Origin of the sequence: Xanthomonas sp. LMG 12462, assembly GCF_009192885.1 — a bacterium.
Classification (GTDB): domain Bacteria; phylum Pseudomonadota; class Gammaproteobacteria; order Xanthomonadales; family Xanthomonadaceae; genus Xanthomonas_A; species Xanthomonas_A sontii.
This window is the reverse complement of the sequence record NZ_NMPP01000006.1, coordinates 71577-98446: the sequence shown is the minus strand read 5'-3', so window position 1 is coordinate 98446 and position 26870 is coordinate 71577. Positions and strand designations below refer to the sequence as shown.

11 protein-coding genes are annotated in these 26870 nt (G+C 68.7%); 10 read left to right on the top strand and 1 reads right to left on the bottom strand.

Going from position 1 to position 26870, the window contains the following annotated elements; genetic code table 11:
- Positions 1-481 precede the first annotated feature (481 nt).
- From CEK69_RS02335 to CEK69_RS02290, 10 genes are all read left to right on the top strand, one after another.
- Positions 482-2053: an APC family permease gene (locus CEK69_RS02335; protein WP_017916460.1), complete on the top strand. Its 1572-nt coding sequence runs from the start codon at positions 482-484 to the stop codon at positions 2051-2053.
- Positions 2054-2192: 139 nt separating this feature from the next.
- Positions 2193-4505, top strand: a complete 2313-nt coding sequence (locus CEK69_RS02330) for a S9 family peptidase (protein WP_152243575.1) — start codon at positions 2193-2195, stop codon at positions 4503-4505.
- Positions 4506-4984: 479 nt separating this feature from the next.
- Positions 4985-5293 (top strand): flagellar basal body protein, encoded by a 309-nt coding sequence (locus CEK69_RS02325; protein ID WP_152243573.1) that lies wholly within the window; start codon positions 4985-4987, stop codon positions 5291-5293.
- 150 nt (positions 5294-5443) lie between these two features.
- A complete protein-coding gene (locus CEK69_RS02320; protein ID WP_152243571.1) occupies positions 5444-7810 on the top strand; it encodes a Tat pathway signal protein in 2367 nt (788 codons plus the stop codon).
- Between the two features lie 333 nt (positions 7811-8143).
- Positions 8144-10972 (top strand): TonB-dependent receptor, encoded by a 2829-nt coding sequence (locus CEK69_RS02315; RefSeq protein ID WP_152243569.1) that lies wholly within the window; start codon positions 8144-8146, stop codon positions 10970-10972.
- Positions 10973-11136: 164 nt separating this feature from the next.
- Positions 11137-15318 (top strand): Ig-like domain-containing protein, encoded by a 4182-nt coding sequence (locus tag CEK69_RS02310; protein ID WP_226975008.1) that lies wholly within the window; start codon positions 11137-11139, stop codon positions 15316-15318.
- Positions 15315-16916 carry a family 43 glycosylhydrolase gene (locus CEK69_RS02305; protein WP_152243565.1) on the top strand — a complete coding sequence of 534 codons (1602 nt, stop codon included), beginning with the start codon at positions 15315-15317 and terminating at the stop codon, positions 16914-16916. The genes CEK69_RS02310 and CEK69_RS02305 overlap by 4 nt, the downstream gene beginning before the upstream one ends.
- Positions 16917-17348: 432 nt before the next feature.
- Positions 17349-19148, top strand: a complete 1800-nt coding sequence (locus CEK69_RS02300; RefSeq protein WP_152243583.1) for an Svx/AvrXca family virulence/avirulence protein — start codon at positions 17349-17351, stop codon at positions 19146-19148.
- Positions 19149-19532: 384 nt separating this feature from the next.
- Positions 19533-21947: a glycoside hydrolase family 127 protein gene (locus tag CEK69_RS02295; RefSeq protein ID WP_152243563.1), complete on the top strand. Its 2415-nt coding sequence runs from the start codon at positions 19533-19535 to the stop codon at positions 21945-21947.
- A gap of 493 nt (positions 21948-22440) precedes the next feature.
- A complete protein-coding gene (locus CEK69_RS02290; protein WP_152243561.1) occupies positions 22441-25317 on the top strand; it encodes a TonB-dependent receptor in 2877 nt (958 codons plus the stop codon).
- A gap of 330 nt (positions 25318-25647) precedes the next feature.
- On the opposite strand, the gene CEK69_RS02285 is transcribed toward CEK69_RS02290, so the two are convergent.
- A complete protein-coding gene (locus CEK69_RS02285; RefSeq protein WP_304951728.1) occupies positions 25648-26712 on the bottom strand; it encodes an Ldh family oxidoreductase in 1065 nt (354 codons plus the stop codon).
- Positions 26713-26870: the final 158 nt, after the last annotated feature.

Here is a 26870-nt window from a genome sequence, read left to right as displayed (position 1 = left end):
GGGTAAGGGGCGCGAAGCGCATACGGTGTTTCAACTGCACGAGGCTTCGCCCGTACCCTCATCCGCCCCTTCGGGGCACCTTCTCCCGGAGGGAGAAGGGAGCAATAAACCCCTCTCCCTCCGGGAGAGGGGTTGGGGTGAGGGTTCGGACGCGAAGCGCATGCGGTGTTTCAGCTGCACGAGGCTTCGCCCGTACCCTCATCCGACCCCTGCGGGGCACCTTCTCCCGGAGGGAGAAGGGAAGTAAAAGCCCCTCTCCCTCCGGGAGAGGGGTTGGGGTGAGGGTCGGGGCGCGAAGCGCATGCAGTGTTTCAACTGCACGAGGCTTCGCCCGTACCCTCATCCGCCCCTTCGGGGCACCTTCTCCCGGAGCGAGAAGGGAGCAATAAGCCCCTCTCCCCCCGGGAGAGGGGTTGGGGTGAGGGTAGGGAACGCCGCAGATCATCGAATCGCCAGTGACACCAATCCAGCGGGAGACGCCATGGCCGCACAAGGCAAGTTCCACAAGCGCTTGAGCCTCACCGATCTGACCTTCATCGGCTTGGGCTCGATCTTCGGGTCCGGTTGGCTGTTCTCGGCCAGCCACGTCTCGGCGATCGCCGGGCCGGCCGGCATCGTCTCGTGGATCGCCGGCGGCGTGGCGGTGCTGCTGCTGGGCCTGGTGTACTGCGAACTCGGCGCGGCGCTGCCGCGCGCCGGCGGCGTGGTGCGCTACCCGGAGTACTCGCACGGTGTGCTGCTCGGTTGGCTGATGGGCTTCATCACCCTGATCGCCTTCTCCAGCCTGATCGCGATCGAGGTGGAAGCGGCGCGGCAATACGCCGCGGCGTGGTTCCCCTGGCTCAACCAGGCCGGCAGCACCCATCCCAGCGTCGCCGGCTGGCTGCTGCAACTGGCGCTGCTGGTCGCGTTCTTCCTGCTCAACTACTACAGCGTCAAGACCTTCGCCACCGCCAACAACATCGTCAGCGTGTTCAAGTTCCTGGTGCCGGTGCTGGTGATCGTGCTGCTGATGGCGCACTTCGATGTGCGCAACCTGCACGTGCAGGGCTTCGCGCCGTTCGGCGCGGCCGGGGTGGAGGCGGCGATTTCCGCCGGCGGCATCATCTTCGCCTACCTGGGGCTCACGCCGATCGTGTCGGTGGCAAGTGAGGTGCGCGATCCGCAGCGCAATATCCCGATCGCGCTGATCCTGTCGGTGGCGCTGTCCACGGTGATCTACGTGCTGCTGCAGCTCGCCTTCCTCGGCGGGGTGCCGGCGCAACATCTGGCCAACGGCTGGGGCGGCATCGACAAGGCGTTCTCACTGCCGTACCACGACATCGCATTGGCGCTGGGCATGGGCTGGCTGGCGGCGCTGGTGATCTGCGACGCGATGATCTCGCCCAGCGGCACCGGCAATATCTACATGAACGCCACGCCGCGGGTGGTCTACGGCTGGGCGCGCAGCGGCGGCTTTATGCCGGTGCTGACCAAGGTGGACGCCGCCTCCGGCATCCCGCGTCCGGCGCTGTGGCTGAGCCTGGGCCTGTCGGTGTTCTGGACCCTGCCGTTCCCCTCGTGGGAGGCGCTGATCAACGTGGTGTCGGCGGCGCTGGTGCTGAGCTATGCGGTGGCGCCGGTGACCGTGGCCGCGTTGCGGCGCAGCGCGCCGGAACTGCCGCGGCCGTTCCGGCTGCGCGGCATGGCGCTGCTCGGGCCGCTGTCGTTCATCGTCGCAGGCCTGATCGTGTATTGGTCGACCTGGAACACGCTGTCGTGGCTGCTCGGCCTGCAGATCGCCATGTTCGCGCTGTACGTGCTGTACCGCCTGCCCAACGCCGCCGGCCGCGCACGGCTGTGGCGGCAGGTGCGCGGCGTGCTGTGGCTGATCGTGTTCTTCGCGCTGGTGCTGGTGGTGTCGCGCCTGGGCACCTTCGGCGGCAGCGGCTGGATCGCCCATCCCTGGGACACGCTGTGCGTGGCCGCGATCGCCTTGGGTTGCTATCACTGGGGTGCGCGCAGCGGCCTGCGTCCCGAGGAACTGGCGTTGGAAGAGGATGACGGGGAGTAGCCGTTGCGTGTGTGGAGAGGCGTAGGACGGTTCTTGTCCCTTTTTGTGGAATTGGCTGCGGCAGACGTCAACGGGAAAGCCCGTCGCGGCTAAAGCCGCTCTACGGGAAACAGCGCGTCATGAGATTTTTGGAAACCGAATGAACAAGTTCGTCGTATCGATCGTCATGGCACTGGCCTGCTGCGCCGGCGCCGCCCAGGCCGCGCCCAGCGTCGCCGACTACCAGCGCTCGCTGGGCCTGCGCGAGGCCTGGATCGGCCTGACCGAGAACGTGACCTGGCCGGCGCAGTGGCGCGACGACGGCGCGTTCTACTACCGCAAGACCGTGCCGGGCGGCTTCGCCTTCGTGGTCGAGGACGTGGCCAGCCAGCGCAAGCAGCCGGCGTTCGACCAGCAGCAGTTGGCGCGCGCGTTGAGTGCGGCGACCGGCACCAGGTATCCGGCGCTGCGGCTGCCGTTCGCGCGCTTCGCCTACGTCGCCGAGGGCGGCCAGCCGCAGGCGGCGATCACCTTCGAGCTCGATGAGACGCCGTGGCGCTGCACGCTCACCACCTACGTCTGCGCGCGCGCCGACAGCGGCCCGCAGCCGCGGCCGCGCGGTTTCGGCGTGGTGCGCGATCTCAGCGTGCCGGCCGACGCCACCCCGCGGCGCTCGCCGGACGGGCGCTGGGACGCCTATGTCGACGGCAATGCGGTGATGCTGCGCGCAGTGGCGGACGGCCACACGCTGCGCCTGGCCGACGATGGCCGCAGCGACGATTTCTACGACCCGGAAACGATCGCCTGGTCGCCGGATTCGCAGCGGCTGGCGCTGTACCGGGTGAAGCCCGGTTTTCCCCGCCGCGTCACCCGGGTGGAGGCGGCGCCGCCCGGCGGCGGCCAGCCGATCGTGCGCACGCAGCTGTATCCCAAGCCCGGCGATGCGGTGGACATCGAGCGACCGGTGCTGTTCGACCTCGGCGCGCTGGCGCGCGGCGGTGCGCCCAAGCGCCTGCCCATCGACGACGCGCTGTTCGCCAACCCGTACCAGCTCTCGCCGATCCAGTGGCGACGCGACAGCGCCAGCTTCGTGTTCGATTACGTGCAGCGCGGCTTCCAGCGCATGCGCGCGATCGCGGTGGATGCGGCCACGGGCAAGGCGCATGTGGCGGTGGGCGAGGACGCCAAGACCTTCGTGTACGCCGACCGCAGCTACCACCACGATGTCGACGGCCTGGGCCAGGAAATCCTGTGGATCTCCGAGCGCGATGGTTGGCGCCACCTGTACCTGTTCGACGGTGCCAGCGGCCGGATCAAGACGCAGATCACCAAGGGCGAGTGGATCGTGCGCGATGTGCTGCGCGTGGACGATGCACAGCGGCGCATCTGGTTCACCGCCAGCGGCATGGATGCGGGCAAGGATCCGTACTATCGGCAACTGTTCGCGGTGGATTTCGACGGCGGCCACCTGACCCGGCTGACCCAGGCCGATGCCGACCACGACGTGGCCATCGCCGACGATGGGCGCCATTACGTGGACGTGTATTCGCGTCCGGACATGGCGCCGGTAATGGAACTGCATGCCATCGACGGGCGCCTGCTGCAGGTGGTGGAGCGCGGCGACATCCGCAAGCTGCAGGCCGCCGGCTGGCGCGCGCCACAGACCTTCGTCGCCAAGGGCCGCGACGGCAAGACCGACATCTGGGGCATGGTGGTGCGCCCGCGCGACTACGACCCGCACAAGAAGTACCCGGTGATCGAGAACATCTACGCCGGCCCGCACGATTCCTTCGTGCCCAAGACCTTCTGGCCGTTCGGCTATCACTCCGGCGGCGACAAGCAGATCGGCATGCAGGCGCAGGCGGACCTGGGCTTCATCGTGGTGATGATCGACGGCATGGGCACCGCCAACCGCTCCAAGGCCTTCCACGACGTGGCCTGGAAGAACCTCGGCGATTCCGGCTTCCCCGACCGCATCGCCTGGCACAAGGCGTTGGCGGCGCAGGATCCGTCCTACGACATCGGCCGCGTCGGCATCTACGGCGCTTCGGCCGGCGGGCAGAGCACGCTGGGCGCGCTGGAGCGGCATCCGGACTTCTACAAGGTGGGCGTGGCCTATGCGGGGTGCTACGACAACCGCATGGACAAGATCAGCTGGAACGAGCAGTGGATGGGCTGGCCGGTGGACGCCAGCTATGCCCGCGCCTCCGGCGTGGACAATGCGGCCAAGCTGCGTGGCGACCTGCTGCTGATCGTCGGCGAGCAGGACAGCAACGTCGACCCGGCCTCGACCGCGCAGGTGGTGGACGCGCTGATCAAGGCCAACAAGGACTTCGACCTGCTGGTCGTGCCCGGCGGCGAACACACCGTCGGCCGCTCCACCGGTCCCATCGATTACGTGCAACGGCGCCAGTACGACTTCTTCGTGCGGCATCTGTTGGGGGAGCCGACGCCGGCGTGGAATCGGCTGTAGGTGGGGCCGGGATTTGGGATTTGGGATTGGGGATTCGTAAAGGCGCGGTGGTTCTTGTTCCTTCGGAACTCGACTTTCCCTTCTCCCCTCGGGAGAAGGTGCCCCGTAGGGGCGGATGAGGGTACGGGTGACATTGGAATTTCGGTGGCATCGCGGCGCCCGGACCCTCACCCCAACCCCTCTCCCGACGGGAGAGGGGCTTTGGCTTTTCCCTTCTCCCCTCGGGACCATGGCCCCCTTTTGGGGGGAAGGTGCCCCGCAGGGGCGGATGAGGGTGCGGGCGATGCACCAAGTTTTGGGGCATCGCGCGGCTCCGTACCCTCACCCCAACCCCTCTCCCGAGGGGAGAGGGGCTTCAGATCATCGCGCCGACGCGCCCGCTCTTGCCAATCCCCAATTCCAATTCCCCAATCCCCCCACTCAAGACCTCGCCAAACCAGCCGATAACCCGGCAAGTCTCCCTGCGCCCCAGGCCCGTCATGACCGCCATCGCCCCCAGTTCCTCGATCGCGCTCTCCGGCATGCGCGCGGCGACATCCGGGCTGCAGGTGCGCGCCAACAACATCGCCAATCTCGCCACCGACGGGTTCCAGCGTTCGGTGCCGGTGAACCAGGCGAGCGCCGGCGGTGGCGTGGTCGGGCAGGTGCGGCAGGCCGGTGGGCCGGGCAGCGATCTGGTCGACGACATGGTCGGTACGCTGACCGAGCGCACCGCGTTCCAGGCCAATGCGCGCGTGCTGCGCGCGGCCGACGACAGCATCGGCAGCCTGCTCGACGTGCTCGCGTAAGCCGTCGCCGACGCGTTGCGTTCCCGCAACGCAACATCGCCGCGATCACGCGGCTATGCGATTTTCCGCACCGATCCTCGGCACAGCGCACAAGACGCTGCGGCGCGCGCAGCGCACGATGCGACGATCGCATTGCATCGGGGACGGTAGATGGATCGGAGAGATTTCCTGCGTCAGGGCCTGGCCGTCGGCGCGGTTGCCGGCGTGGAAGCGCTGGCCGGGCGTGCCGCCGCGGCACCCACAGCGGCCAGCGCCGCGCGTGCGCCCGCACCGCCGCAACTGCAGCCGCTGGCGGCCGACGCGCTGGCCGGGCACACCCTGCAATGCCGTTTCGTCGAGGCCGGCGCCACCTGGGAGGTGTACGAAGACCTGCGCCAGCCCGACGGCGATCTGACCCTGCGCGGGCCGGGCGGGGCGCTGGTGCTGGGCAAGCGCACCGAAGCGGTGTTCCCGGCCGCGCAGGCCCCGTACTTCGGCATGGCCCTGGCCGAAGTGGCGATGGCCGATGCCGACCTGCTCGCCGATCGCCTGCTGCGCGACGGCGACCCGCGCGCCGACGAGGTGCGCGACGTCGCGCCGCCGCCGGCCTCGCAACTGGATCCCAAGGACTACAACGGGCGCCTGCCGTGGACCACCTTCGTCGGTACCCGCGAGTGCGCCGACACCATGCCGGTGTACCCGGACGGGCGCACCCGCTGCTATCGCGCGATCCAGGCGTTCCCGGAGCTGGGCAAGGACGAGCTGGTGCGGCGCCGCAGCGAAGGCCTGCTCGGCGGCTGGATGCCGGCGGTGCGCAAGGTGGTGCCGGCCGGCGAGGGCCGCTACTACGACATCCTGCTGTTCGCCGACGTGCTGGCCGAGGACCGCTTCGTGGTGCAGACCTGGCACCGCAGTGCGCTGGTCGAGCATGGCAAGGTCAGCAAGGTCGTGTACGGCTACAGCTATCCCGACTACCCGCCGCGGCGCGGCCCGCGCAGCGCCGAGGATTTCTACCGCGGCCTGCTCGCCTTCGTCGGCTACTGGCAGGCGCAGCTCGCCGACACTGTGCAGGCGCAGACTCCGGATGCGAGTTGGCGCGACATGGCGCGCTTCGCCTTCGCCCGCGAACTGGTGGTGCGTCCGGGCGGCACCTATCCCAAGTACGGTGCGGTGGACCGCGACTACTACGGCAACGAGTACGACGGCTTCCAGGACACCTTCACCAGTTCGCTGTACGCCAACTTGGAATGGGGGCGTTTCAGTCAGGCGGCGGCGGTGCTGGACGGCTATTTCAGTGACTTCGTGCAGGCCGACGGCATGGTCAACATGCGCGGCCCGGAGACCGGGCAGTTCGGGCTGACCCTGTCGCTGCTGGCGCGCTACCTGCGCTACACCGGCGATGCCGCGCTGCTGCGCAAGCACCGCGACAAGATCGCCGCCACCGCGCAGGTGCTGGTCGAGCTGCACGACGCCAGCCTGCGCCTGCCGCCATCGGCACCGGGGCATGGCCTGCTCCACGGCTGGAACGAATCCGACGCCTGCCTGTTCCCCGATCCGCAGGTGTGGTGGAAGCCGTACTACGCCAACAGCGCGCTGACGGTGCGTGGCTGGCGGGACCTGGCGGCGGTGTGGAGCGGCATCGCCGGGCCGGGCGGGCAGGCCGCCGCGGCGCAGTGGCAGCGCCGTGCGCAGCAACTGTCCACGCAATTGCTGCGCACGCTGCGTGGCAACATCCGTCGCGATCTGCAGCCCCCGTACATCGGCCCGCTGCCAGGGGTGAAACTGACGTTCCGCCAGTCGCTGCAGCAGGAACATCCCAGCGAGCAGGGCTGGCCGCACCGCGCCTATGCCGAACTGCTGCAGGCCGACGTGCTGCCCGACGACCTGGCGCACCTGGTCATCGACTGCGTGCGCGGCCACGGCGGCACCAGCCTCGGTGTGGTCGGCAACATCACCGCGCCGACCCCGGAGGCGCGCGACCTGCTTGGTTTCATCTCCTACGGCTACGCGCAGCAGTTGCTGCGCCTGGACCGCGTCGAGGAGTACCTGCTGTTCCTGTACGCGCACCGCTACCACGTGCATACCCGCGGCAGTTGGACGGCGGGCGAGGTCACCGGCATCACCGGCGGCATGCCGCTGTTCTGCATCCCCGCGCAGTTGACCATTCCGCTGCTGCTGCGCTGGATGCTGGTGTTCGAGGACAGCGCCGGCGAGGAGCTGTTCCTGGCGCGGGCGGTGCCGCGCGACTGGCTGGGCAGTGGCGAGACGATCGCGATCGACGCGGCGCCGACGCGCTGGGGCAGGGTGTCGCTGGCGCTGCACGCGGATCCGGCGCTCAAGCGCATCGACGGCCGCGTGACGCTGCCGGCGCAGCGGCCGGCACGCACCTGGCTGACCCTGCGCGTGCCGGCCGGCACCCGCCTGCAGGAGGTGCAACTGGACGGGCAGCCGGCGGCGCTGTCCGGGCCGCGCAACGAGCGCGTGCTGGTGCCGGCCGGCAGCGCGGCGACGGTGGCGATTTCGGCCGTCTACGGCTGAGTGGCGAAAAAGTCGGAAACGTCCCGCCTGCCTGCGGGGCAGTGCGGTATTCCGCACGTTTTCCCGATAAATACGACAAGACGCCGCGCGCGTCCTACGCGCACATTGTGACCGTGCAGTGAATGTCCAGGGGGAGATTCGTTGCACGTCACCGGGGACGCAGCGCATGGGTCGTGCGCGTCGCCGTGCAGGCGGCGTCGGGATCGTCCCATCCGATGGCGCATGCGTGGACACGTCCGTTTTCGTATCCGCCACACGCGCTGGCGACGGGGCGCCCGCCTGGGGAAGGGCGGCGCTCCGACGAACGCCAGGCTGCCGCTCAGGAGATTTCCGATGCCGTCTTTGCTCGAACGCGTTGCGCCGCTGCTCCCGTGTTCCTGGCGCGCCGCGCCGCAGCCCGGTCCGCTGGCCGCGGCCATCTGCACCGCCCTGGCCCTGCTCGCGCCGGCAGCGCAGGCGCAGGATGCGCAGACCCAGGACACCCAGGCGACCACGCTGGAACGCGTCAGCGTCACCGGCAGCCATCTGCGCCGGGTCGATGCGGAAACCGCCAGCCCGGTCATCACCATCGACCGCCAGCGCATCGAGGACAGCGGCCAGGACACCCTCGGCCAGTTGCTGCAGCAACTGCCGGCGATGGCCGGCAACATGCCCAACGTCGCGCTCAACTCCGGCTTCAGCCACGGCCGCGCGCTGGTGTCGCTGCGCAACCTCGGCCCCGAGCGCACCCTGGTGCTGGTCAACGGCCATCGCATGGCCGGGCCGGCCAGCAGCGTCGCCGCCGCGCCCGGCGTGGACGTCAACGCGATTCCGGCGGCCATGGTCGAGCGCATCGAGGTGCTCACCGACGGCGCCTCGTCGGTGTACGGCTCCGACGCCATCGCCGGCGTGGTCAACATCATCCTCAAGGACAAGTACGACGGCTTCGCCGCCACCGCCGACTACGGCCTGAGCACCCACGGCGACGGCAACCGGCGCTCGCTCGGCCTGGAGTGGGGCAAGACCTGGGACCGCGGCGGGCTGATCCTGGGCGTGAGCCGCAGCTCGATGAACGCGCTGTACGACAGCGATCGCGACTACGCGCGCACCGCGCAGAACTATCTCAACGGCCAGGTGGTGGAGCGCCGCGGCAACGGCACCCGCGCCTTCCTGCGCAGTGGCAGCGTGCTGACGCCCAACGCCAACCTGGCGCCGGGCCAGGTCACCGCCAGCGACTTCCACACCTACAGCCAGGCGGTGGAAGGCTACAACTCCTACACCGGGCAGTACCTGATTACCCCGGTGCAGCGCACCAACGCCTCTGCGCACGCCACGTTCGACTTCACCCCGAACGTGCAGGGCTACCTGGACATGTTCTGGACCCGCAGCGAGACCACCTCGCAGCTCACCGCCTACGGCCTGGAACTGCCCAACGCCGCGAAGAACTACTACAACCCCTTCGGCGCCCAGCTCAGCCGCTACCTGCTGCGTTCGGTGCCGGCCAACACCCGCGTCTACACCTCGACGATGTACCAGACCAACATCGTCGCCGGCTTGCGTGGCAAGTTCGGCGACAGCAGTTGGCAGTGGGATGCGGCGGCCGGCTACGCGCACTACAAGGACACCCTGGTGCGCAACGGCTTCTCCATCACCTCGGCGCTCAACAACGCGGTGGGTGCCTCGTTCCGCGACAGCGACGGCACCATCAAGTGCGGTACGCCCGGCAACGTCATCGCCGGCTGCACCCCCATCAACGTGTTCAACCCGGACGATCCGGCCACCATCGCCGGCATCAAGGCCACCCAGAGCGCGGTCGACCTGATCGACGAGAGCACGATGAAGTTCGCCGAGGCCAGCGTCAACGGCGACCTGTTCGCGATGCCGGCCGGAGCGGTGCAGGCCGCTTTCGGCCTGTCGTTCCGCAAGAACGGCTTCTCGCAGGGCACCAGCAATCCGGTGGCGGCGGCCGATGCGGACGGCAACTGCGACTACAACGACGGTTGCATCATGAACCAGGGCCACGACGAGACCATCAAGGAGGCGTATGCCGAAGTGCTGGTACCGCTGCTCAAGGGCGTGACCGGCGCGCAGGCGCTGAACCTCAACCTGGGCACGCGCTACTCGCGCTACGACTACTGGGGCAGCACCACCAACAGCAAGGTGGCGCTGGAATGGCGGCCGATCGACAACCTGCTGATCCGCGCCACCGGCTCGCAGGTGTTCCGCGCGCCGGCGCTGGGCGATCTGTACGGCTCGCCGTTCAACGGCGTGGTCGACGACGCCGGGACCTACACCGATCCGTGCAACGGCTACACCGGCGGCGGCAACCCCGCGGCCTGCGCCAACGTGCCGACCAACGGCAGCTTCGTCAACAGCTCGTCCTTCACCGTGCTCACCACCGGTTCGGCCAACGCGGGCTTCGCGATCAAGCCCGAGCAGGGCCGCTCCTACAACATCGGTGCGGTGTACGACCCGGGCTGGGCCGAGGGTCTGTCGCTGAATCTGGACAGCTGGCGCGTCACCCTGGACGACATGATCAACGGCACCGGCCTGGATCAGGTGCTGCAGAACTGCTACGACGGCCAGAGCGCCTATTGCCCGCTGATCAAGCGCGGCCCCACCGGGCAACTGGTCAGCGTCACCGTGCCGTTCGCGATCAACAGCGGCAAGGTCGACATCCGCGGCGACGACGTTGGCATCAAGTACGCCTTGCCGGAGACAGCCTGGGGCCGCTTCCGCGCCGGCGTCGATGCCACCTACCTGTCCAGCTACAAATTCAGCGGCGATCCGCACAACTACGTGGGCGAACAATCCAGCTACGGCAACATGCCGCGCTGGCGCGCCAACTTCACCCTCGACTGGGACAACGGCCCCTGGCACGCGAGCTGGAACACGCGGCTGATCGGGCGCACCACCGTCGGCAGCGCCTACGAGGACTTCTGCGTCAACACCGCCGCCGACGGCAGTTGCGTGTACTTCCCGGTCGGCACGGTGACCTACCACGACGCCAGCGTGAGCCGGAAGTTCGAGAGCCTGCATACCACCCTGGCGCTGGGCGTGAACAACCTCGGCAATCGCACGCCGCCGCGCTACTACGGCTATGCCAGCGCGGCCAACACCGATGCGTTCACCTACGACACGCTGGGGCGCTACTTCTGGGCGCGGATCAGGACCGAGTTTTGAGTCGCATGCCTGTCCTCGGTGGCGCCGCATCGCGCGTGCGGCGCGGCGCCATCGCTCTCCTGGTTGGACTGTCGTTCGCTGCGAGTGCGGTGGCGGCGTCAGCCGCCGTCGGCGACCTCGACCGCGACGGCGAAGGCCTGCAGCCCAGCAATGCCGCGATCGGCATGCCGCACTTCAAGGGCGATGCGCATCCCTTGCCTGATAGCGGCGTGGCGTTCGCGCCGGGCCGGGGGCAGGGCCAGTTGCAGCGCGTGTTCGCCGCCGACCTGGCGGCGGGCGCCGGCCGCGCGCCCGGCCGCGATTTCTGGATCGACCGCCTGCTCGCGCGGCAGGGTACCGGTGGCGGCTTCGGCGACAGCAACAACTGGCTGTTCACCCGCGGCCGCGCCGCCTACCTGTACACGCACAAGCCGGAGGAGCCTGGCTTCGTCGGCGACGTTGCCTACGTGCACAAGACCGGCCACGACGCGCTGTTCCGCCTGCAACTGGAGCGCGACGGCGTGCCGATCGCGCTGGTCGAGGACAGCGCGCAGCGGCGGCAGACGCCGAGCTATTTCAGCAGCGCGTATGCCGGTGGCGGCGTGCGCCTGCAACTGGTCAAGTTCATCAGCGAACAGAACGTGGCGGTGGTCGAAGTCACCGTGTCCAGTGTCGACGGCGTGGCGCACAGCCTGACCCTGCGTGCGCTCTCGCCGATGGCCACGCATCCCGACAGTGCCGAGTTGACCGGCGCCTTCGTCACCCACAACGCCATTACCACGCTGTTTCCGCGCTTGTCCGGCGACGGCTTCGCGGTCGATGGTGCGAGCATCGCGCGGCCGCTGGCGGTGCCGGCGCACGGCACCGCGCCGACACTGAAGGTACAACTGGGGCTGATCGCGCACGAGCTGCCTGCCTCGCTGCAGGAATACCGGCGCATCGCCGCGCAGTCGCCGCAGCAGGCCTATCGCGATCACGTCGTCGCCTACAACCGCTGGTGGGCCGACAACCTGCCGTACCTGGACACGCCCGAGGACAATCTCGACAAGACCCTGTTCTATCGCTGGTGGCTGCTGCGCTTCAATTTCCTCGACGCGGCGGTGCCCGGCAACGATTACCAGTTCCCGGTGGCGGTCGAGGGCGTGCTCGGCTACGACAACGCCATCGTGCTCACCACCGGCATGTTCATCGACGACCTCAAGTACCTGCGCGATCCGCTCTACGCCTACGGCTCCTGGCTCGGCGCGGGCGAGACCGCCGGCGGCGGCAAGTACGTGGACAATCCCGGCGCGCCGGAGAACTGGTCCAATTCCTACGCCCAGTACCTCAGCGCCGCCGCCTGGCGCGCCTACCAGGTGCATGGCGGCCCGCCGGCGATCGCCGGGCAACTGGCGCGCTACGCCAGCGACGACGTCGACGCGCTGCTGCGCGCCTACGACCGCAACGGCAACGGCCTGATCGAATACGACTGGGCGGCGATGACCGGCAACGACGCCGATGCGGTGTCCTTCGACTGGGCCAAGCGGCATGGCGCGCCGCGCATGGACCGCAGCGAGAGCGCGTACGTGTACGCCAATGCGCTGGCTGCCGCGCAGGCCGCGCAGTTGGCCGGCGACGCCGCCACCGCGGTGCGCATGCAGGCGCTGGCGGCGAAGATCCGCCGCGCCGTGCTGGAGGTGCTGTGGCAGGACCATAGCGCGCAGGCTGACGGCATGGGCCTGCACGGCGACCTGCTCAAGCAGCGCCAGGCCGATGAGCCGCGCCTGCCGGTGGACTGGAAGGAAACCAACAACTATTACCCCTTCAGCGTCGGCCTGATGCCCAGGCACGGCGATGCCGACGATGACCCCAAGTACGTGCGCGCGCTGCGCCTGTTCGCCGATGCGCGACAGTTCCCGCTGTTTCCGTTCTACACCGCCAACCAGGCCGACGCGCAGGCGCGCGGCGCCGGCGGCAGCAACAATTTTTCGGTGATCAATTCCACCGTGGCGTTCCGCCTGCTCGGCAGCGTGTTGCGCGACTACCCCAGCCCATACCTGGATGCGTCCAGCTACCGCAAGCTGCTGTACTGGAACGCGTGGGCGCACTACATCGACGGCGACAACCGCTATCCGGACCAGAACGAGTTCTGGGCGCAGGGCAGCGCCGCCGATGGCGGCCGCATCGGCTATCGCTCGTGGATCCACCACACCCAGCTCGGCGCCACCAACTTCACTGTGATCGAGGATGCGATGGGCCTGCGCCCGCGCAGCGATGCCCTGGTCGAGCTGTATCCCATCGACATCGGTTGGGACCATTTCGCCGCCGACCGCCTGCGCTACCGCGACCGCGACCTGAGCATCGTCTGGGACCGCGACGGGCGCCGCTACGGCGGGGCCGCGCCAAAGGGCTATTCGCTGTACCTGGACGGGCATTTGGCTTTCACCGTCGATCGCCTGGCGCACGTGCTGTACGACCCCGCCAGCGGCCGCGTGCAGGCCTTGCCGGATGCGGTCAACGCCGGTGCCGCGCAGATGCAGGTGCTGGCCGCGCATCGGCTGGCATTGCAGGCGCCGCAGCAGGTGCGGTTTCCCGGCACGGCGCGAATCGGTGCGGTCCTCGCCGACGCGGGGCTCGACATCGCGTTGCCGCCCGGCGCGCGCAACCTGGCGCAGGGCGCGGCAGTCAGCGCCAGCTACGCGACCGACGGATTCCCGGCCACGGCGGCGGTCGACGGCAGCACCGCCAACGAACCGTTCTGGGGGACCGCCGGTTCGCCTGCCGCCAGTGACTGGCTGGAGCTGGATCTGCAGCGCCCGCAGACCCTGGACGACGTACGCGTGTACTTCTATCGCAGTTCCTCGCCTCCGGGCGAACAGCACGGCTTTGCGTCGGGCACGCGCGCCGGCTACGCGCCGCCGTGGCTGTACGTGCTGCAGTACTTCGACGCCGGCGTGTGGAAGACCGTGCCGGGCCAGGTGCGCGATGCACCGATCACGCAGGGCAACCGCAACCGCATCCGTTTCCCGCCGCTGCGCGCGCAGCGCTGGCGTCTGCAAGTCACGCATGCCGGCGCGCTGCGCACCGGGATCAAGGAGCTCCAGGCCTATGCCAGCGGCGCCGCGGCGCCAGCGGCGCACGGCAACCAGGCGCCGCAGGTCGAGGCCTGGCAGGAAGACGGCAGCAGTACCGGCGGCGTGGTGCGCCTGGCCGGGCGGGTCGGCGACGACGCGCTGCCGAATGGCACGCTTTCCCTGCACTGGCGCACGCTGCAGGCACCGCCCGGCGGCGCGGCGCTGTTCGAGCAGCCGCAGGCGGCCACCACGCAGGTGCGCTTCACTGCGCCCGGCGCCTACACCTTGCAGTTGCAGGCCGACGATGGCGCGTTGCAGTGGCACGCCGAGGTCAAGGTGATCGCGGCGGCGGCTCCGGCCGGGCAGACGCTGCAGGTACAGGGCGAGGCTACGCCGAGCGCGCAGTTCACCGCCGGTCATCACCGCCTGCAGGCGCTCAACGATGGGCTGCTGCCGGCGCCGCACCAAGTGCCGACAGCCGACCGCCGCTGGGGCAGTTGGGGGCGCGCGCAGCCGGCTTCGGTGTGGGTGCAGTACGAGTGGCCGCAACCGCAACGGATGAACGCGGCGGCGCTGTATTTCTGGGACGACCAGCCGCAGGGCGGGGTGGCGTTGCCGCGCGCGTGGACGTTGCAATACCGCGACGGCACGCAGTGGCGCGACATCGCCGTGCGCGGCGGCTATCCGGTGCAGGGCGATGGCGCGCCGAGCCGGGTGACGTTCGCGCCGGTGGTCACCACGGCCTTGCGCGCGGTGCTGCAGACCGCGGCGCAGGGCGAGGGCCACTACGCGGTCGGTCTGGACGAATGGCAGGTGTTCGCCGAGCGCGCGGTGGCGACCGAAGCGGTGGACGTGCGCATCGCGCCCGGTCAGGCGCCGACGCTGCCGGCGCGCATCGCCGGCTACTTCGCCGACGGCAGTTGGGCCTGGCTGGGCGTGCGCTGGTCGCAGGTCGATGCGGCGGCGCTGGCCGGTGAGGGCCGCGTGCAGGTGCAGGGCCTGGCCGACGGCGGCGTGCCGGCGACGGCCAGCATCTGGGTCCGCGCGACCGCGCCGGGCCAGCTCACCACGGTGCAGGTGCCGCCGCCGCTGCATGTGCCTGCCGGGCAGACGCCGGTGCTGCCGGAACTGGTCTCCGTGCAGTACAACGACGGCTCGCGCGAGCGTGTGCCGGTGCAGTGGTCGCCGTTGGCGCCGGCCGCCTATGCCAAGCCCGGCCGCCTGAGCGTGGTCGGACAGGCGCAGGGCTGCGATGGCACCGGGACGCTGCCGGTGCGGCTGGAGCTGGTGATCGAGGCGGAGACGACGCCATGAACCGCCATCCCGTGCGCCGTGCCGTCGCCTGCCTGCTGGTGGCCTGCGCTGCCTGCATCGGCGTTGCCGCGGCCATCGCCGCGACACCGGCGGTGCCCTGGTCGCGGCAGGTACATGCGTCGGGCAATCCGATCCTGGCCGACGGACGTGCCTATTCGGCCGACCCCGCGCCGCTGGTCGCCGACGGCAAGCTCTACATCATCGCCGGCCGCGACGAGGCGGCACCCGAGGTCAACGACTTCGTGATCGACCGCTGGCAACTGCTGGTCACCGACGATGTCGGCCGCGGTGACTGGACCCATTACCCGACGTTGCTGCGCCCGCAGAAGGTATTCGCCTGGGCGGCGCCCGGCCACGCCTACGCTGCGCAGATCGTGCAGGGCCCGGATAAACGCTATTACCTGTATGCGCCGGTGCAGGAAGCACACTCGCGTAATGCCGATCCGTTCGCGATCGGCGTGGCGGTGGCCGACAGCCCGCTGGGGCCGTGGCGCGACGCGCATCCGCAGGGACCGATCTTGTCGCAGTCGCTGCCGGTGCCCAACGCGATCCAGAACATCGACCCGACCGTCCTGGTCGACGACGACGGCCGCGTGTATCTGTACTGGGGCACTTTCGGCAAGCTGTTCGGCATCGAACTTGAACGCGACATGGTCACGCCGAAGGGGCGGGCGGTGGCGGTGACCACGCTGGACGGCTACTTCGAAGCGCCGTGGCTGTTCAAGCGCAATGGCACCTACTACCTGGCCTACGCCGGCAACCGTGCCGGACCGGAGTCGGAGTGCACGCCGACGCTGTACCACGCGTGCATCGCCTACGGCAGCGCGCCCTCGCCGTTGGGGCCATGGACCTACCGCGGCGTGATCCTGCCGCCGGTGTCCTCGACCACCTCGCATCCGGGCATCGTGCAATTCAAGGGCCAGTGGTACCTGGTCTACCACACCGCCGACGCCAAGGGCGGCGGGCATTTCCGCCGCAGCGTGGCGATCGACCGGCTGCAGTGGGACGACACCCGGCAGCCGGCGCGGATCCTGCCGGTGGTGCCCACGCAGCGGCCGCAGCCGCCGTTGCCGCCGCAGCGCAACCTCGCCCGCTATGCCCATGCCAGCGCGTCCAACGGTCCGGACATTCCGCACCAGTACTGGATCGCCGCGCTCAACGACGGCCGGGTCAAGCGCAATCCGTTGCCGCCGCAGCTATGGGGCAGTTGGACACCGCACAACCCACCGCAGCAATGGCTGCAGTACAGCTGGGCGCAACCGGTGACGCTGCAGGGCAGTCGCATCCTGTTCTGGGCCGATCATCCGCCGGGCGCGGACAGCGGCGTGGCGCCGCCGGCGCGCTGGCGGTTGGAGTACCGTCGCGACGGCCGTTGGTGGCCGCTGGCAGAGAGTACGCGCGCACCCGTCGCCGGCCGCTGGCAGACGCTGCGCTTCGCGCCAGTGACCACGCGCTGCGTGCGCGCGGAGCTGGACGCATCCGGCGGCGGCGAGCGCTACGCCGCACTGGCGGTGCAGGAGTGGGAGATGTTGGCGCCGCAGGCGCATCGCTTGCCGCAGGCGACCGCGGCGGATGTGCAGCGCTGCGACATGCCTTGAAGTGAGGCGTGCATGCCGATCGAACCGACCTCGCCGACCTTCGCAGGCGCTTCGGTTGCAGCACCTGCCGCTGATGTCGGCGGCAGGTGCCGGCCGCATCATGTTCCTGCCGTGACGTCGGTTTGATTTTCGGACTCTGTGCGGAATTATCCCGATTCCATGAGGATAAACGTCGGGTGCATGGCGTTTTGGTGGATTAGTCTGGCGACGCATTGCCGATACGCGAGTGGCTGCCGTGCGGCGTGTTCCTGGCGTTCGCCGGAGGCGAACCTGGATCCGCATGCCGTCGGGGTGGCGGCGGCATGCCTCAATCACTGCAGGCTGGTGCGGCGGAACGCGCGTCGATCGTCCTATTCATCCAATGTCGTCGGACAAGAGGAGTGTAGAGCCGTGAAACTTGCTGCTTCTCGATTCGTGCGTCTGGTCTCCACGATGTGCCTGTCGGCTGTTCTGGCCTTGGCTGCGCAACATGCACACGCGGCGGCCTGCACCGCCGGCCAATGGATCGCCAATCCCGGCGATACCGACATGCCGGCCGTTCGCTACGAAACGCAACACTTCGCGTTCCGCTGGAAGGACGGGCAAACCGTGTCGCAGGACGACGTCGCCTCGGCAGCCAAGGAACTGGAACTGATCTGGTCTGCCTACATGGAGCGCGTCGGGTTTCCCGAGCCTTACTGCAACACGCAAACGAAGTACAAGGTCAGCGTCTACCTGGACCACAGCTTCGGCCTGAACGGCGGTACCTCCGCCAGTGGCGGCATGGGCATGTGGATCAACCCGGATCAGTTGGGGTACCACTGGGGCCTGGCGCATGAATTGACCCATGGCTTGCAGGGCAGTACCGGCGGCTTGCGCGACTCGCCGTACGTCGGCTGGATCTGGGAATCGCATGCCAACTGGATGGCGCATCAGTATTTCCACGACGACGTGCAGTGCTCTGAGATGTTGGTGAACTACCCGCATCTCTATCTTGGCTCGACCCGCGACCGCTACTGCAACTGGCAGTTCATGGAGTACCTCAAGGATCGCTTCGGTTACGCGATCATCAACGATCTGTGGGCCAAGGCGCCCAAGCCCGGCGATTCCCGCCAGGCCGATGCCGATCCGTTCTCGATCATCCGCGACAACATGGGCTGGAGCCAGTCGCAGCTCAACGACGTGTTCGGCGACTGGGCCATGCACAACGTGCAGTGGGACTACACCGACCCGGACGGTCGCGACCATGGCGTCGTGATGCGCCAGCAATACGGCAGCAATACCGCGTTCGATCCGGAAAACCTGGCCGATGAGACCAATCGCGATCGCGCCCTGCGCCTGACCCGGCTGGATCCGGTGCAGGGCCAGACAGGCGTCTACCAAGTGCCGTTCGACTGGGCGCCGCAGCGTTGGGGCTACAACCTGGTCAGGCTGGTTCCCGCCCAGGGCGCCGGGGCGGTCGTGGTGCGATTCCACGGCGACGTGCAGCAGGCATCTGCGGTCGACACCTTGCCCGGGCTGGCGAACGATCCCGATCGCATCGGCACGCCGGACTCGGATTGGCGCTGGGGCCTGGTCGCGATCGAGGCGAACGGCAAGCCGCGCTACAGCGCGTTGCAGCGAGGCGCCGATGCCGCGCTGTCGTTCCAGGTGCGCAGCGATGACAGCGACCTGTATCTGGTGGTGATGGGGACGCCGAGCAAGATGCAGAAGATCAAGTGGGATCAGTCCTACTATTCGGTCTACCGCTACCCGTGGAGCGTCGCGCTGGAGAACGCGTATCCGTCGGGCCAGCAGCCCGGTGCGCCGACGCCGACGCGCGTCGGCAGCCGCCACCCCAACGGCGGTGGCTGGGTCGCGCAGAACGCGTATGTCGCGTCGACCGCCTATGTCGGCCCGCATGCGCGGGTGCTGGGGGGCAAGGTGCTGGGCGATGCGCGCATCGAGGATCATGCGACGATCCTGGGCGGGCAGGCGCAGGACGGCGCCGTGGTCGGCGGGTTGAGCTTGCTGCAGGACGGGGTGACGGTGAAGGATCGCGCCCAGTTGCATACGGTGTTCAAGCCGGCGGGGGCGTTCGGCGGGTTCACGCTGTCCGGTTCCACGCAGTTGCGTGGCGACGTCGAACAACGCGGCGCGTCGGCCAGCAAGGGCGTGTTCTACGGCTACGTCGATGCGGATACGGTGTCCGATCCCGACTATGGCGCCGACCTGACCGACGCGGTACCGGAGGTCACGGCGAAGCCGCAATGATCGACCGGCAGTGACTGCCAGGCGGTGTCGTGGCGGATGCACGGTGCATTCGCTGCGACACCGCCGCGGTGTCGCGATCCCGGCATGACGCGACGCGTCGTGCAGGTGGCGCATGAGCCGCAGCGCATTGGCGTGTCGGCCGCGTTCGCCCACGCTGTCCGCAGGGGCCTGGTCGCCAGCGCCGGGTCGGCACGGTGATTCGGCAGAAATCCGCATCTGCACGCATCAGTGTGGACAAGACGCGCTGTCACCCGGATGACACAGTGACCATGGATCCGCCGGTCGTTGCCCTGCGGCGTCGGCGTCCCGACATCTCATACAGGAGCAGTCCATGCCTCGATGCGTTTCTTTCCCGCATGCCGCCTCGCACGCGGGAGGCCGGCGATGAGCGGGCAGGGCATGCATCGGCATGGCGCCGCCTGCGCGCACGCAGCTGCCGACGCGGCCGGCGCCGCGCTGGATCCTTCGCGGCGCCGCTTCCTGCAATGGAGCGCACTGGCGGTGGCCGCCGGGCTGCTGCGCTTCCCGCTGGACGTCGCCGCGTCCACGCCGGGCCGGGTGCAGGCGCTGCCCCTGCAGCAGGTCACGCTGAAACCCTCGCTGTTCCTGGACTCGTTGCAGACCAACCGCCGCTACCTGCTGGAACTGGAGCCGGACCGCCTGCTGCACAACTTCCTGCAGTACGCCGGCCTGCCGCCGAAGGGCGCGGTGTACGGCGGCTGGGAGGGCGACACCATCGCCGGCCACACGCTGGGCCACTACCTCAGCGCACTGGCGAAGATGCACGCGCAGACCCGCGATCCCGCACTGCGCGAGCGCATCGACTACATCGTCGCCGAACTGGCGCGCGCGCAGGCCAAGGACGCGGACGGCTACGTCGGCGGGCTCACCCGCAAGAACGACAACGGCGCCATCGACAGCGGCAAAGTGGTGTTCGAGGAAGTGCGCCGCGGCGTCATCAAGGGCAGCAAGTTCAATCTCAACGGTAGCTGGTCGCCGCTGTACACGGTGCACAAACTGTTCGCCGGCTTGCTCGACGCGCAAGAACTGGCCGGCAACGCACAAGCGCTGCAGGTGCTGTTGCCGCTGGCCGGCTACCTTGCCGGTGTGTTCGACGCGCTCGACCACGCGCAGATGCAGACCCTGCTGGATACCGAGTTCGGCGGCCTCAACGAGTCCTACATCGAACTGGGCGCGCGCACCGGCGATGCGCGCTGGATCGCCATCGGCAAGCGCCTGCGCCACGAGAAGGTGATCGACCCGGCCGCGGCCGGGCGCGACGAACTGCCGCACATCCACGCCAACACCCAGGTGCCCAAGTTCATCGGCGAGGCGCGCCAGTTCGAGGTCGCCGGCGATGCCGATGCGGCCGCGGCGGCGCGCTTCTTCTGGGAGACGGTGACCGCGCACTACAGCTATGTGATCGGCGGCAATGCCGACCGCGAGTATTTCCAGGAGCCGGACACCATCGCCGCCTTCCTGACCGAGCAGACCTGCGAGCATTGCAACAGCTACAACATGCTCAAGCTGACCCGGCACCTGTACCAGTGGACGCCGCAGGCGCGCTACTTCGACTACTACGAGCGCACGCTGCACAACCACACCATGGCCGCGCAGCACCCTGCCACCGGCATGTTCACCTACATGACGCCGATGATCAGCGGCGGCGAGCGTGGCTTCTCCGACAAGTTCGATTCGTTCTGGTGCTGCGTCGGCAGCGGCATGGAAGCGCACGCGCAGTTCGGCGATGCGATCTACTGGCAGGATGCCACGTCGCTGTACGTCAATCTCTACATTCCCTCGCGGCTGGATTGGACCGAGCGCGATCTGGCGCTGGAACTGGACAGCGGCGTGCCCGACAACGGCAAGGTGCGTTTGCAGGTGCTGCGCGCCGGGCAACGCGCGCCGCGGCGCCTGCTGTTGCGGGTGCCGGACTGGTGCCAGGGCCGCTACGCGCTGCGCGTGAACGGCAGCCCCGCACGGGCAGTGCTGGTTGATGGCTACCTGACGCTGGAGCGCGACTGGCGCGCCGGCGACGTGATCGACCTGGACCTGGCCACGCCGCTGCGGCTGGAACACGCCGCCGGGGATGCGGACACGGTGGTAGTGATGCGCGGGCCGCTGGCGCTGGCCGCCGACCTCGGGCCGGTGAGCACACCCTACGACGCGCCGGACCCGGCGCTGGTGGCCGCGGCCGATCCGCTGCGCGGCTTCGCCGAACTGCCGCAGCCCGGCCATTTCCTGGCCAGCAGCACGCAGCCGCCGGGCCTGACCTTCGTGCCGTTCTACGCGCAGTACGAGCGCCGCAGTGCGCTGTATTTCAAGCGCATGGGCCCGACCCAGTGGGCGCAGGAATCCCAGCTGCGGGCGCGCCGCCAGGCCGAGCAGGACAAGCTGCGTGCGATCGCGGTGGACATGATCCAGTTCGGCGACGAAGCCTCCGAGCAGGCGCACCAGTTGCGCAGCGACACCTCCTTCGGCGGCGCCTACCGCCGCCAGCAGTGCCGCGACGTGCGCGGCAAGGGCTTCGTCGAGTTCCGCATGCGCGGCAGCGCGCAGCCGCTGGCGCTGCGGCTGCGCTTCTGGGGCAGCGACAAGGGCCGCTTCAACATCCTGGTCAACGGCAAGCTGGCGGCGGAAGTGGCGGTGGAGCGCGGCCAGGTGATCGATTTCGTCGACCGCGACTACCCGTTGCCGCCGGAACTGACGCGCGATGCGCAACCGCTGACCGTGCGCATCGAGCCGCAGCACGGCGACACCGCCGGGCCGCTGTTCGGCGGCTGGCTGATCCCGGCGTGATGCGGTATGGCGCGAAGCATCGCCATTGCCGCTCGCGGCCGATTGCAGCGTGTGCCTGTCGTGCTCGTGTTCGCGCGACATCGCGCCATGCCGCGGCACGCTCGCCGCGTGCAGCGCGGCGCCGCGCACGACCATGCATGATTCCGCACGCGAAACCGCGAATCGCGACAAGACGCGGCCACGCATCCACGGCACAGTTGTGACCGCGTGATGAAAATCTGATCGCATCGTCGTACCGGCCGTGGCGCCGGCGTGCGCTACCGGAGCGCCGCCATCGTCGTCGGACGTCATTGCAGGAGCGGGGAGCCGCGCACGGCCGTGCGCGCAGGAGATCGGCCTCCCCGTTGTGCGCCAGGCCGTCGTGGTCCGGTGCAGGCACGCCACCGCAGGCGCCGCGCAGGCGCCACCGTCCAGCAGGTCCGTCCGTCGGCATGGCGTCGTTCGGCCTGCGTTTTTTGCTGTTTCGTCTCGCCACCTTCCAGGAGCCCGCCCCATGTCGTTTCCGCAGCCACGCCCTTCCTTCCGTCATGCCGCGACGCCGCTGGCGCTGGCAGTCGCCACCGCCCTGTCGCTGGGGAGCGCAGGGGCGGCACAGGCGCAGGAGGCGAGCGCCGACAGCACCACCCAGACGCTGGACAGCATCGTGGTCACCGGCTCGCGCCTGCGCCGCGTCGACACCGAGACCGCCAATCCGGTGGTGACCATCAGTCGCGCGCAGATCGAAGCCACCGGCAAGGCCACGCTGGGCGATCTGGTGCAGGAACTGCCGTCGATCGCCGGCAACGCCACCAACCCCAATACCAACAACGGCGGCGGCACCGGCGCCTCGGTGATCTCGCTGCGCGGCCTCGGCGACAAGCGCACCCTGGTCCTGGTCAACGGCACGCGCCTGGCCAGCAACGACGTCAATGCGATCCCGGCGACCATGATCGAGCGGGTGGAAGTGCTCAGCGACGGTGCCTCGGCGGTGTACGGCTCGGACGCGATCGGCGGCGTGGTCAACTTCATCCTGCGCAAGGGCTTCGACGGCATCGAGGCCAGCGCCGACTTCGGCACCAGCTCGCGCAGCGACGGCAACCGCCGCAACTTCTCGCTCACCGCCGGCAAGACCGGCGAGCGCGGCAGCATCGTCGCCGGCCTGTCCTACCACGACATCGACCCGGTCTCGGCCGGCGCGCGCGCGTATTCCAAGGACGCGCTGTCGCTGATCGACGGGGTCGGGGTGAAGCAGGGCTCCTCGGCCACGCCGACCGGCAGCATCAGCTTCAACGACGGCTCTGCCGCGGCCAAGGCGCTGGCGGCCAGCAACGGCTGTTCGCGGGTCACCTTCAACGGCGGCAGCAGCAGCCCCACCAACGCCAGCCAGTACCACTGCTACGTCGCTTCCACCGATTCCTACAACTACCAGCCGTACAACCTGCTGCAGACCCCGCAGGAACGCACCAACGCCTTCGTGCTCGGCAGCTATCGCTTCAACGATCACCTGGAAGGTTACGTCAACACCTATTTCAGCAAGACCACCTCGTCCTCGATCATCGCGCCGATCCCGATCTTCGCCAACGGCGACAACTTCCTGGTCTCCTCCGCCAGCTACTACAACCCGTTCGGGGTCAACTTCGGCACCGACCGCAGCACCGGCACCTCGTACAACAACTTCAACACCCGCGCCACGGTGCTGGGCAACCGCCGCTACGAGTACAACACCTACAATTTCCAGATCAATCCGGGCCTGCGCGGCAGCTTTGGCGACAGTTCCTGGCAGTGGGATTCCAGCCTCAACTACGGCAAGGTCAAGCAGAAGTCGATCAACTACGGCTTCCTCGACTACGCCGGCTTCAATGCCGCGGTCGGGCCGTCGTTCCTCGCCGCTGACGGCACGGTCAAGTGCGGCAGCGCCGGCACGCCGATCGCCGGCTGCACCCCGATCGACGTGTTCAACCTCAACGCCGCCAGCAACAAGGCGGCGCTGGAAGCGCTGGTGGTCAATCCGATCGTCACCAACGTCTATACGGTCAAGCAGTTCGAGGCCAACGCCAACGGCGAACTGTTCGCGCTGCCGGCCGGCACCGCGAGCCTGGCCGTGGGTGTCTCCTATCGCAAGGAAAGCACCAGCACCGCCGCCGATCCGCTGTGGACCGGCGACGAGAACGGCATGTGCGGCGTGCTCGAGTACTGCGCCTCGGTGCTCGGCGGCAGCTTCAGCGTCAAGGAAGCCTATGCCGAAGCGCTGTTCCCGCTGCTGGCCGGGTTGCCGGGTGTGCACTCGCTCAACCTGACCGTGGGCAGCCGCTTCTCCGACTACGACACCGTCGGCAGCAAGACCAACAGCAAGATCTCGCTGGAGTACCGCCCGATCGAGAACCTGCTGCTGCGCGGGACCGCCTCGCAGGTGTTCCGCGCGCCCAACATCGGCGAGCTGTATGCCGGCGTGGCCGGCGACTCGCCGTCGGTCACCGACCCGTGCAATGGCTACACCGGCGGACATGCCGCGGCCTGCGCCAACGTGCCCACCGATGGCAGCTACCAGCAGGCCGACAACCAGGTCGGCGCCAAGGCCTCCGGCGCGGCAGTGGCCGGCTACCAGCTCAAGCCGGAGACCGGCATGTCCTACGACTTCGGCGTGGTCTACGACCCGGGTTGGGTCGAGGGCTTGTCGATGAGCGCGGACCTGTGGAAGATCAACCTCAAGGACACCATCACCCAGGTCTCGGCGCAGACCGTGCTCAACCAGTGCTACGCCAACGATGCCAGCGCGTTCTGCGCGCTGATCCACCGCAACGACAACGGCACCATCAACTACATCGCCGAGCCCACCGTGAACCTCGGCAAGCTGTGGGCCAGCGGCGCGGACTTCAGCCTCACCTACCGCCTGCCGGACACCGCCTGGGGCAACTTCAGCGCCGGCCTCAACGGCACCTACGTGATCCGCTACGACATCAACCCCGACACCACCGACCCCAGCACGGTCACCATCCACAACGCCGGCAAGTACACCTACGCCTACGGCAACTTCCCGCGCTGGCGCGCACTGGGCACGCTGAACTGGAACCTGGGCGACTGGAGCGCGTCGTGGCGCGTGCGCTACATCGGCCGCACCGAGATCGGCAGTGCCGATACCCGCCAGAGCCTGTCGGCCGATGCCGACCAGCCCGCCGTGGTCCGCGATATCGGCGCCTACGTCTACCACAGCGTGCAGGTGGGCTATCAGGTCAAGCCGTGGAAGACGCGTTTCGAAGTCGGCGTGGACAACCTGGCCGATCGGCAGCCGCCGCTGTACTACGCCAACAACGTCACCAACGCCAACACCGACGTGGCCACCTACGATCTGCTTGGCCGCTACTACTGGGCGCGGGCGACGGTGAAGTTCTGAGGCGGAGCCTGATTGCGCAGGCGACCAGGTGACAGTGCCGTGGCGGGTAGAACCCGCCGCGGTCCGCACGGCCAGGCGGGATTCCACATGCTAGCGGGATTCCACATCGACGGTAATGCCGTTCCTGCCCGCGGATCGTGCGGGCGGGGCGCTTGCTCACCCGCATCTGGCGCGCGCATGACACGAGCACACGATGCGCTGAAGCTCAATTGTAGAAGCGACTTTAGCCGCGACGCCTCACCAGTAATGCCGGTCGCGGCTGACGCCGTCTCTATGCGACAACGGCATGTCCCGCTGAGTCACGTTGAAGCGCGTTACCAATAGTCTTCTTCAGTCGAGCAAGGCCAGCAGATCCTGATGCAGGGCCTGCGGAATCCGCACGCCTTCGCTGCGGCTGCGTTCCCGTGCCTGGTAACGGCGTTGCGACGGCAAGCGTGCCCCGGTGGCCTCGTAGGCCGCAAAAAAGGCTTCCGCACGGGCCAGGTGTGCGGCGCGGTCGGCGCCAAGAAAGCGCGCCGGATCCATGGCCAGAATCAGTTCGCCATGGTAGGGCGAAGCGCCGGCGCCAGCGTCGTGCGCCAGCGATTCGGCGCTGGTGAGGTCGCCGATCAGCGGCCCGGCGATCAGCTCGATCATCGCCGACAACGCCGAGCCCTTGTGGCCGCCGAAGGTCAGCATCGCGCCACCGTCGGCGACCGCGGCCGGATCGGTGGTCGGTGCGCCCGTCGCGTCCACGCCCCAGCCTTCGGGAATCCGCTGGCCGGCACGGCGACGCAGCTCGATCTCGCCGCGCGCCACCGCGCTGGTGGCGAAATCGAACACGAACGGCGGCGCATCCGCGCGCGGCCAGCCGAACGCCAGCGGGTTGGTGCCCAGCAGCGGCGTGCGGCCGCCGGCCGGGGTCACCCAGGCATGGCTGGGGTTGCAGATCAGCGCGACCAAGCCAGCGTCGGTGATGCGTTCGACCTCCGGCCATAGCGCAGAGAAATGCACGCAATGGTTGATCGCCAGCGCCGCCAGCCCATTGGCACGGGTCTTCTCGATCAACAACGGCAGCCCACGCTCGAACGCCAGCAGCGAGAACCCGCCGCCTGCATCGACCCGCACAATGCCGGGCGCATGATCGTGCACGGCAGGCTCGGCGTCGCCCACCACCTTGCCGTTGCGCAGCGTCGCCACGCAGCCGAGCGTCCGGTACAACCCGTGCGAGGCGCAGCCGTCGCGTTCGCCGGCGACGATGGTGTGGGTGAGCGCCTGCACGTGCGCCGGGCTGAAGCCGGCGTGGGTCAGGATGCGTTCGACCAGGGCGGTGGCCTGGTCCAGGGACAGGGTGATGGTGTCGCTGGGGTTCATCGAAGAGGACGGTCCGGGAATGTCATGGATTCTCGCGCTCACGGCGCTTCGTGAGAAGCCTGGGAGCGTCATGCAATCTCGAAGTTCTATCTAAGTCGGCCGGTGCCATGCATAGCGTCACCTCGCTCCGAGGCACTGTAATGATCGATCACTCAGGATTTTTCAAAAAAACAAAGCCGGCGCATGCCGGCTTCGTTCTT

Bases quoted from the DNA above. Each gene is read 5' to 3' on its own strand.
- CEK69_RS02315 (WP_152243569.1), top strand. From the start codon at position 8,144: ATGCCGTCTTTGCTCGAACGCGTTGCGCCGCTGCTCCCGTGTTCCTGG.
- CEK69_RS02320 (WP_152243571.1), top strand. From the start codon at position 5,444: ATGGATCGGAGAGATTTCCTGCGTCAGGGCCTGGCCGTCGGCGCGGTT.
- CEK69_RS02295 (WP_152243563.1), top strand. From the start codon at position 19,533: ATGAGCGGGCAGGGCATGCATCGGCATGGCGCCGCCTGCGCGCACGCA.
- CEK69_RS02325 (WP_152243573.1), top strand. From the start codon at position 4,985: ATGACCGCCATCGCCCCCAGTTCCTCGATCGCGCTCTCCGGCATGCGC.
- CEK69_RS02305 (WP_152243565.1), top strand. From the start codon at position 15,315: ATGAACCGCCATCCCGTGCGCCGTGCCGTCGCCTGCCTGCTGGTGGCC.
- CEK69_RS02290 (WP_152243561.1), top strand. From the start codon at position 22,441: ATGTCGTTTCCGCAGCCACGCCCTTCCTTCCGTCATGCCGCGACGCCG.
- CEK69_RS02300 (WP_152243583.1), top strand. From the start codon at position 17,349: ATGTGCCTGTCGGCTGTTCTGGCCTTGGCTGCGCAACATGCACACGCG.
- CEK69_RS02330 (WP_152243575.1), top strand. From the start codon at position 2,193: ATGAACAAGTTCGTCGTATCGATCGTCATGGCACTGGCCTGCTGCGCC.
- CEK69_RS02310 (WP_226975008.1), top strand. From the start codon at position 11,137: ATGCCGCACTTCAAGGGCGATGCGCATCCCTTGCCTGATAGCGGCGTG.
- CEK69_RS02335 (WP_017916460.1), top strand. From the start codon at position 482: ATGGCCGCACAAGGCAAGTTCCACAAGCGCTTGAGCCTCACCGATCTG.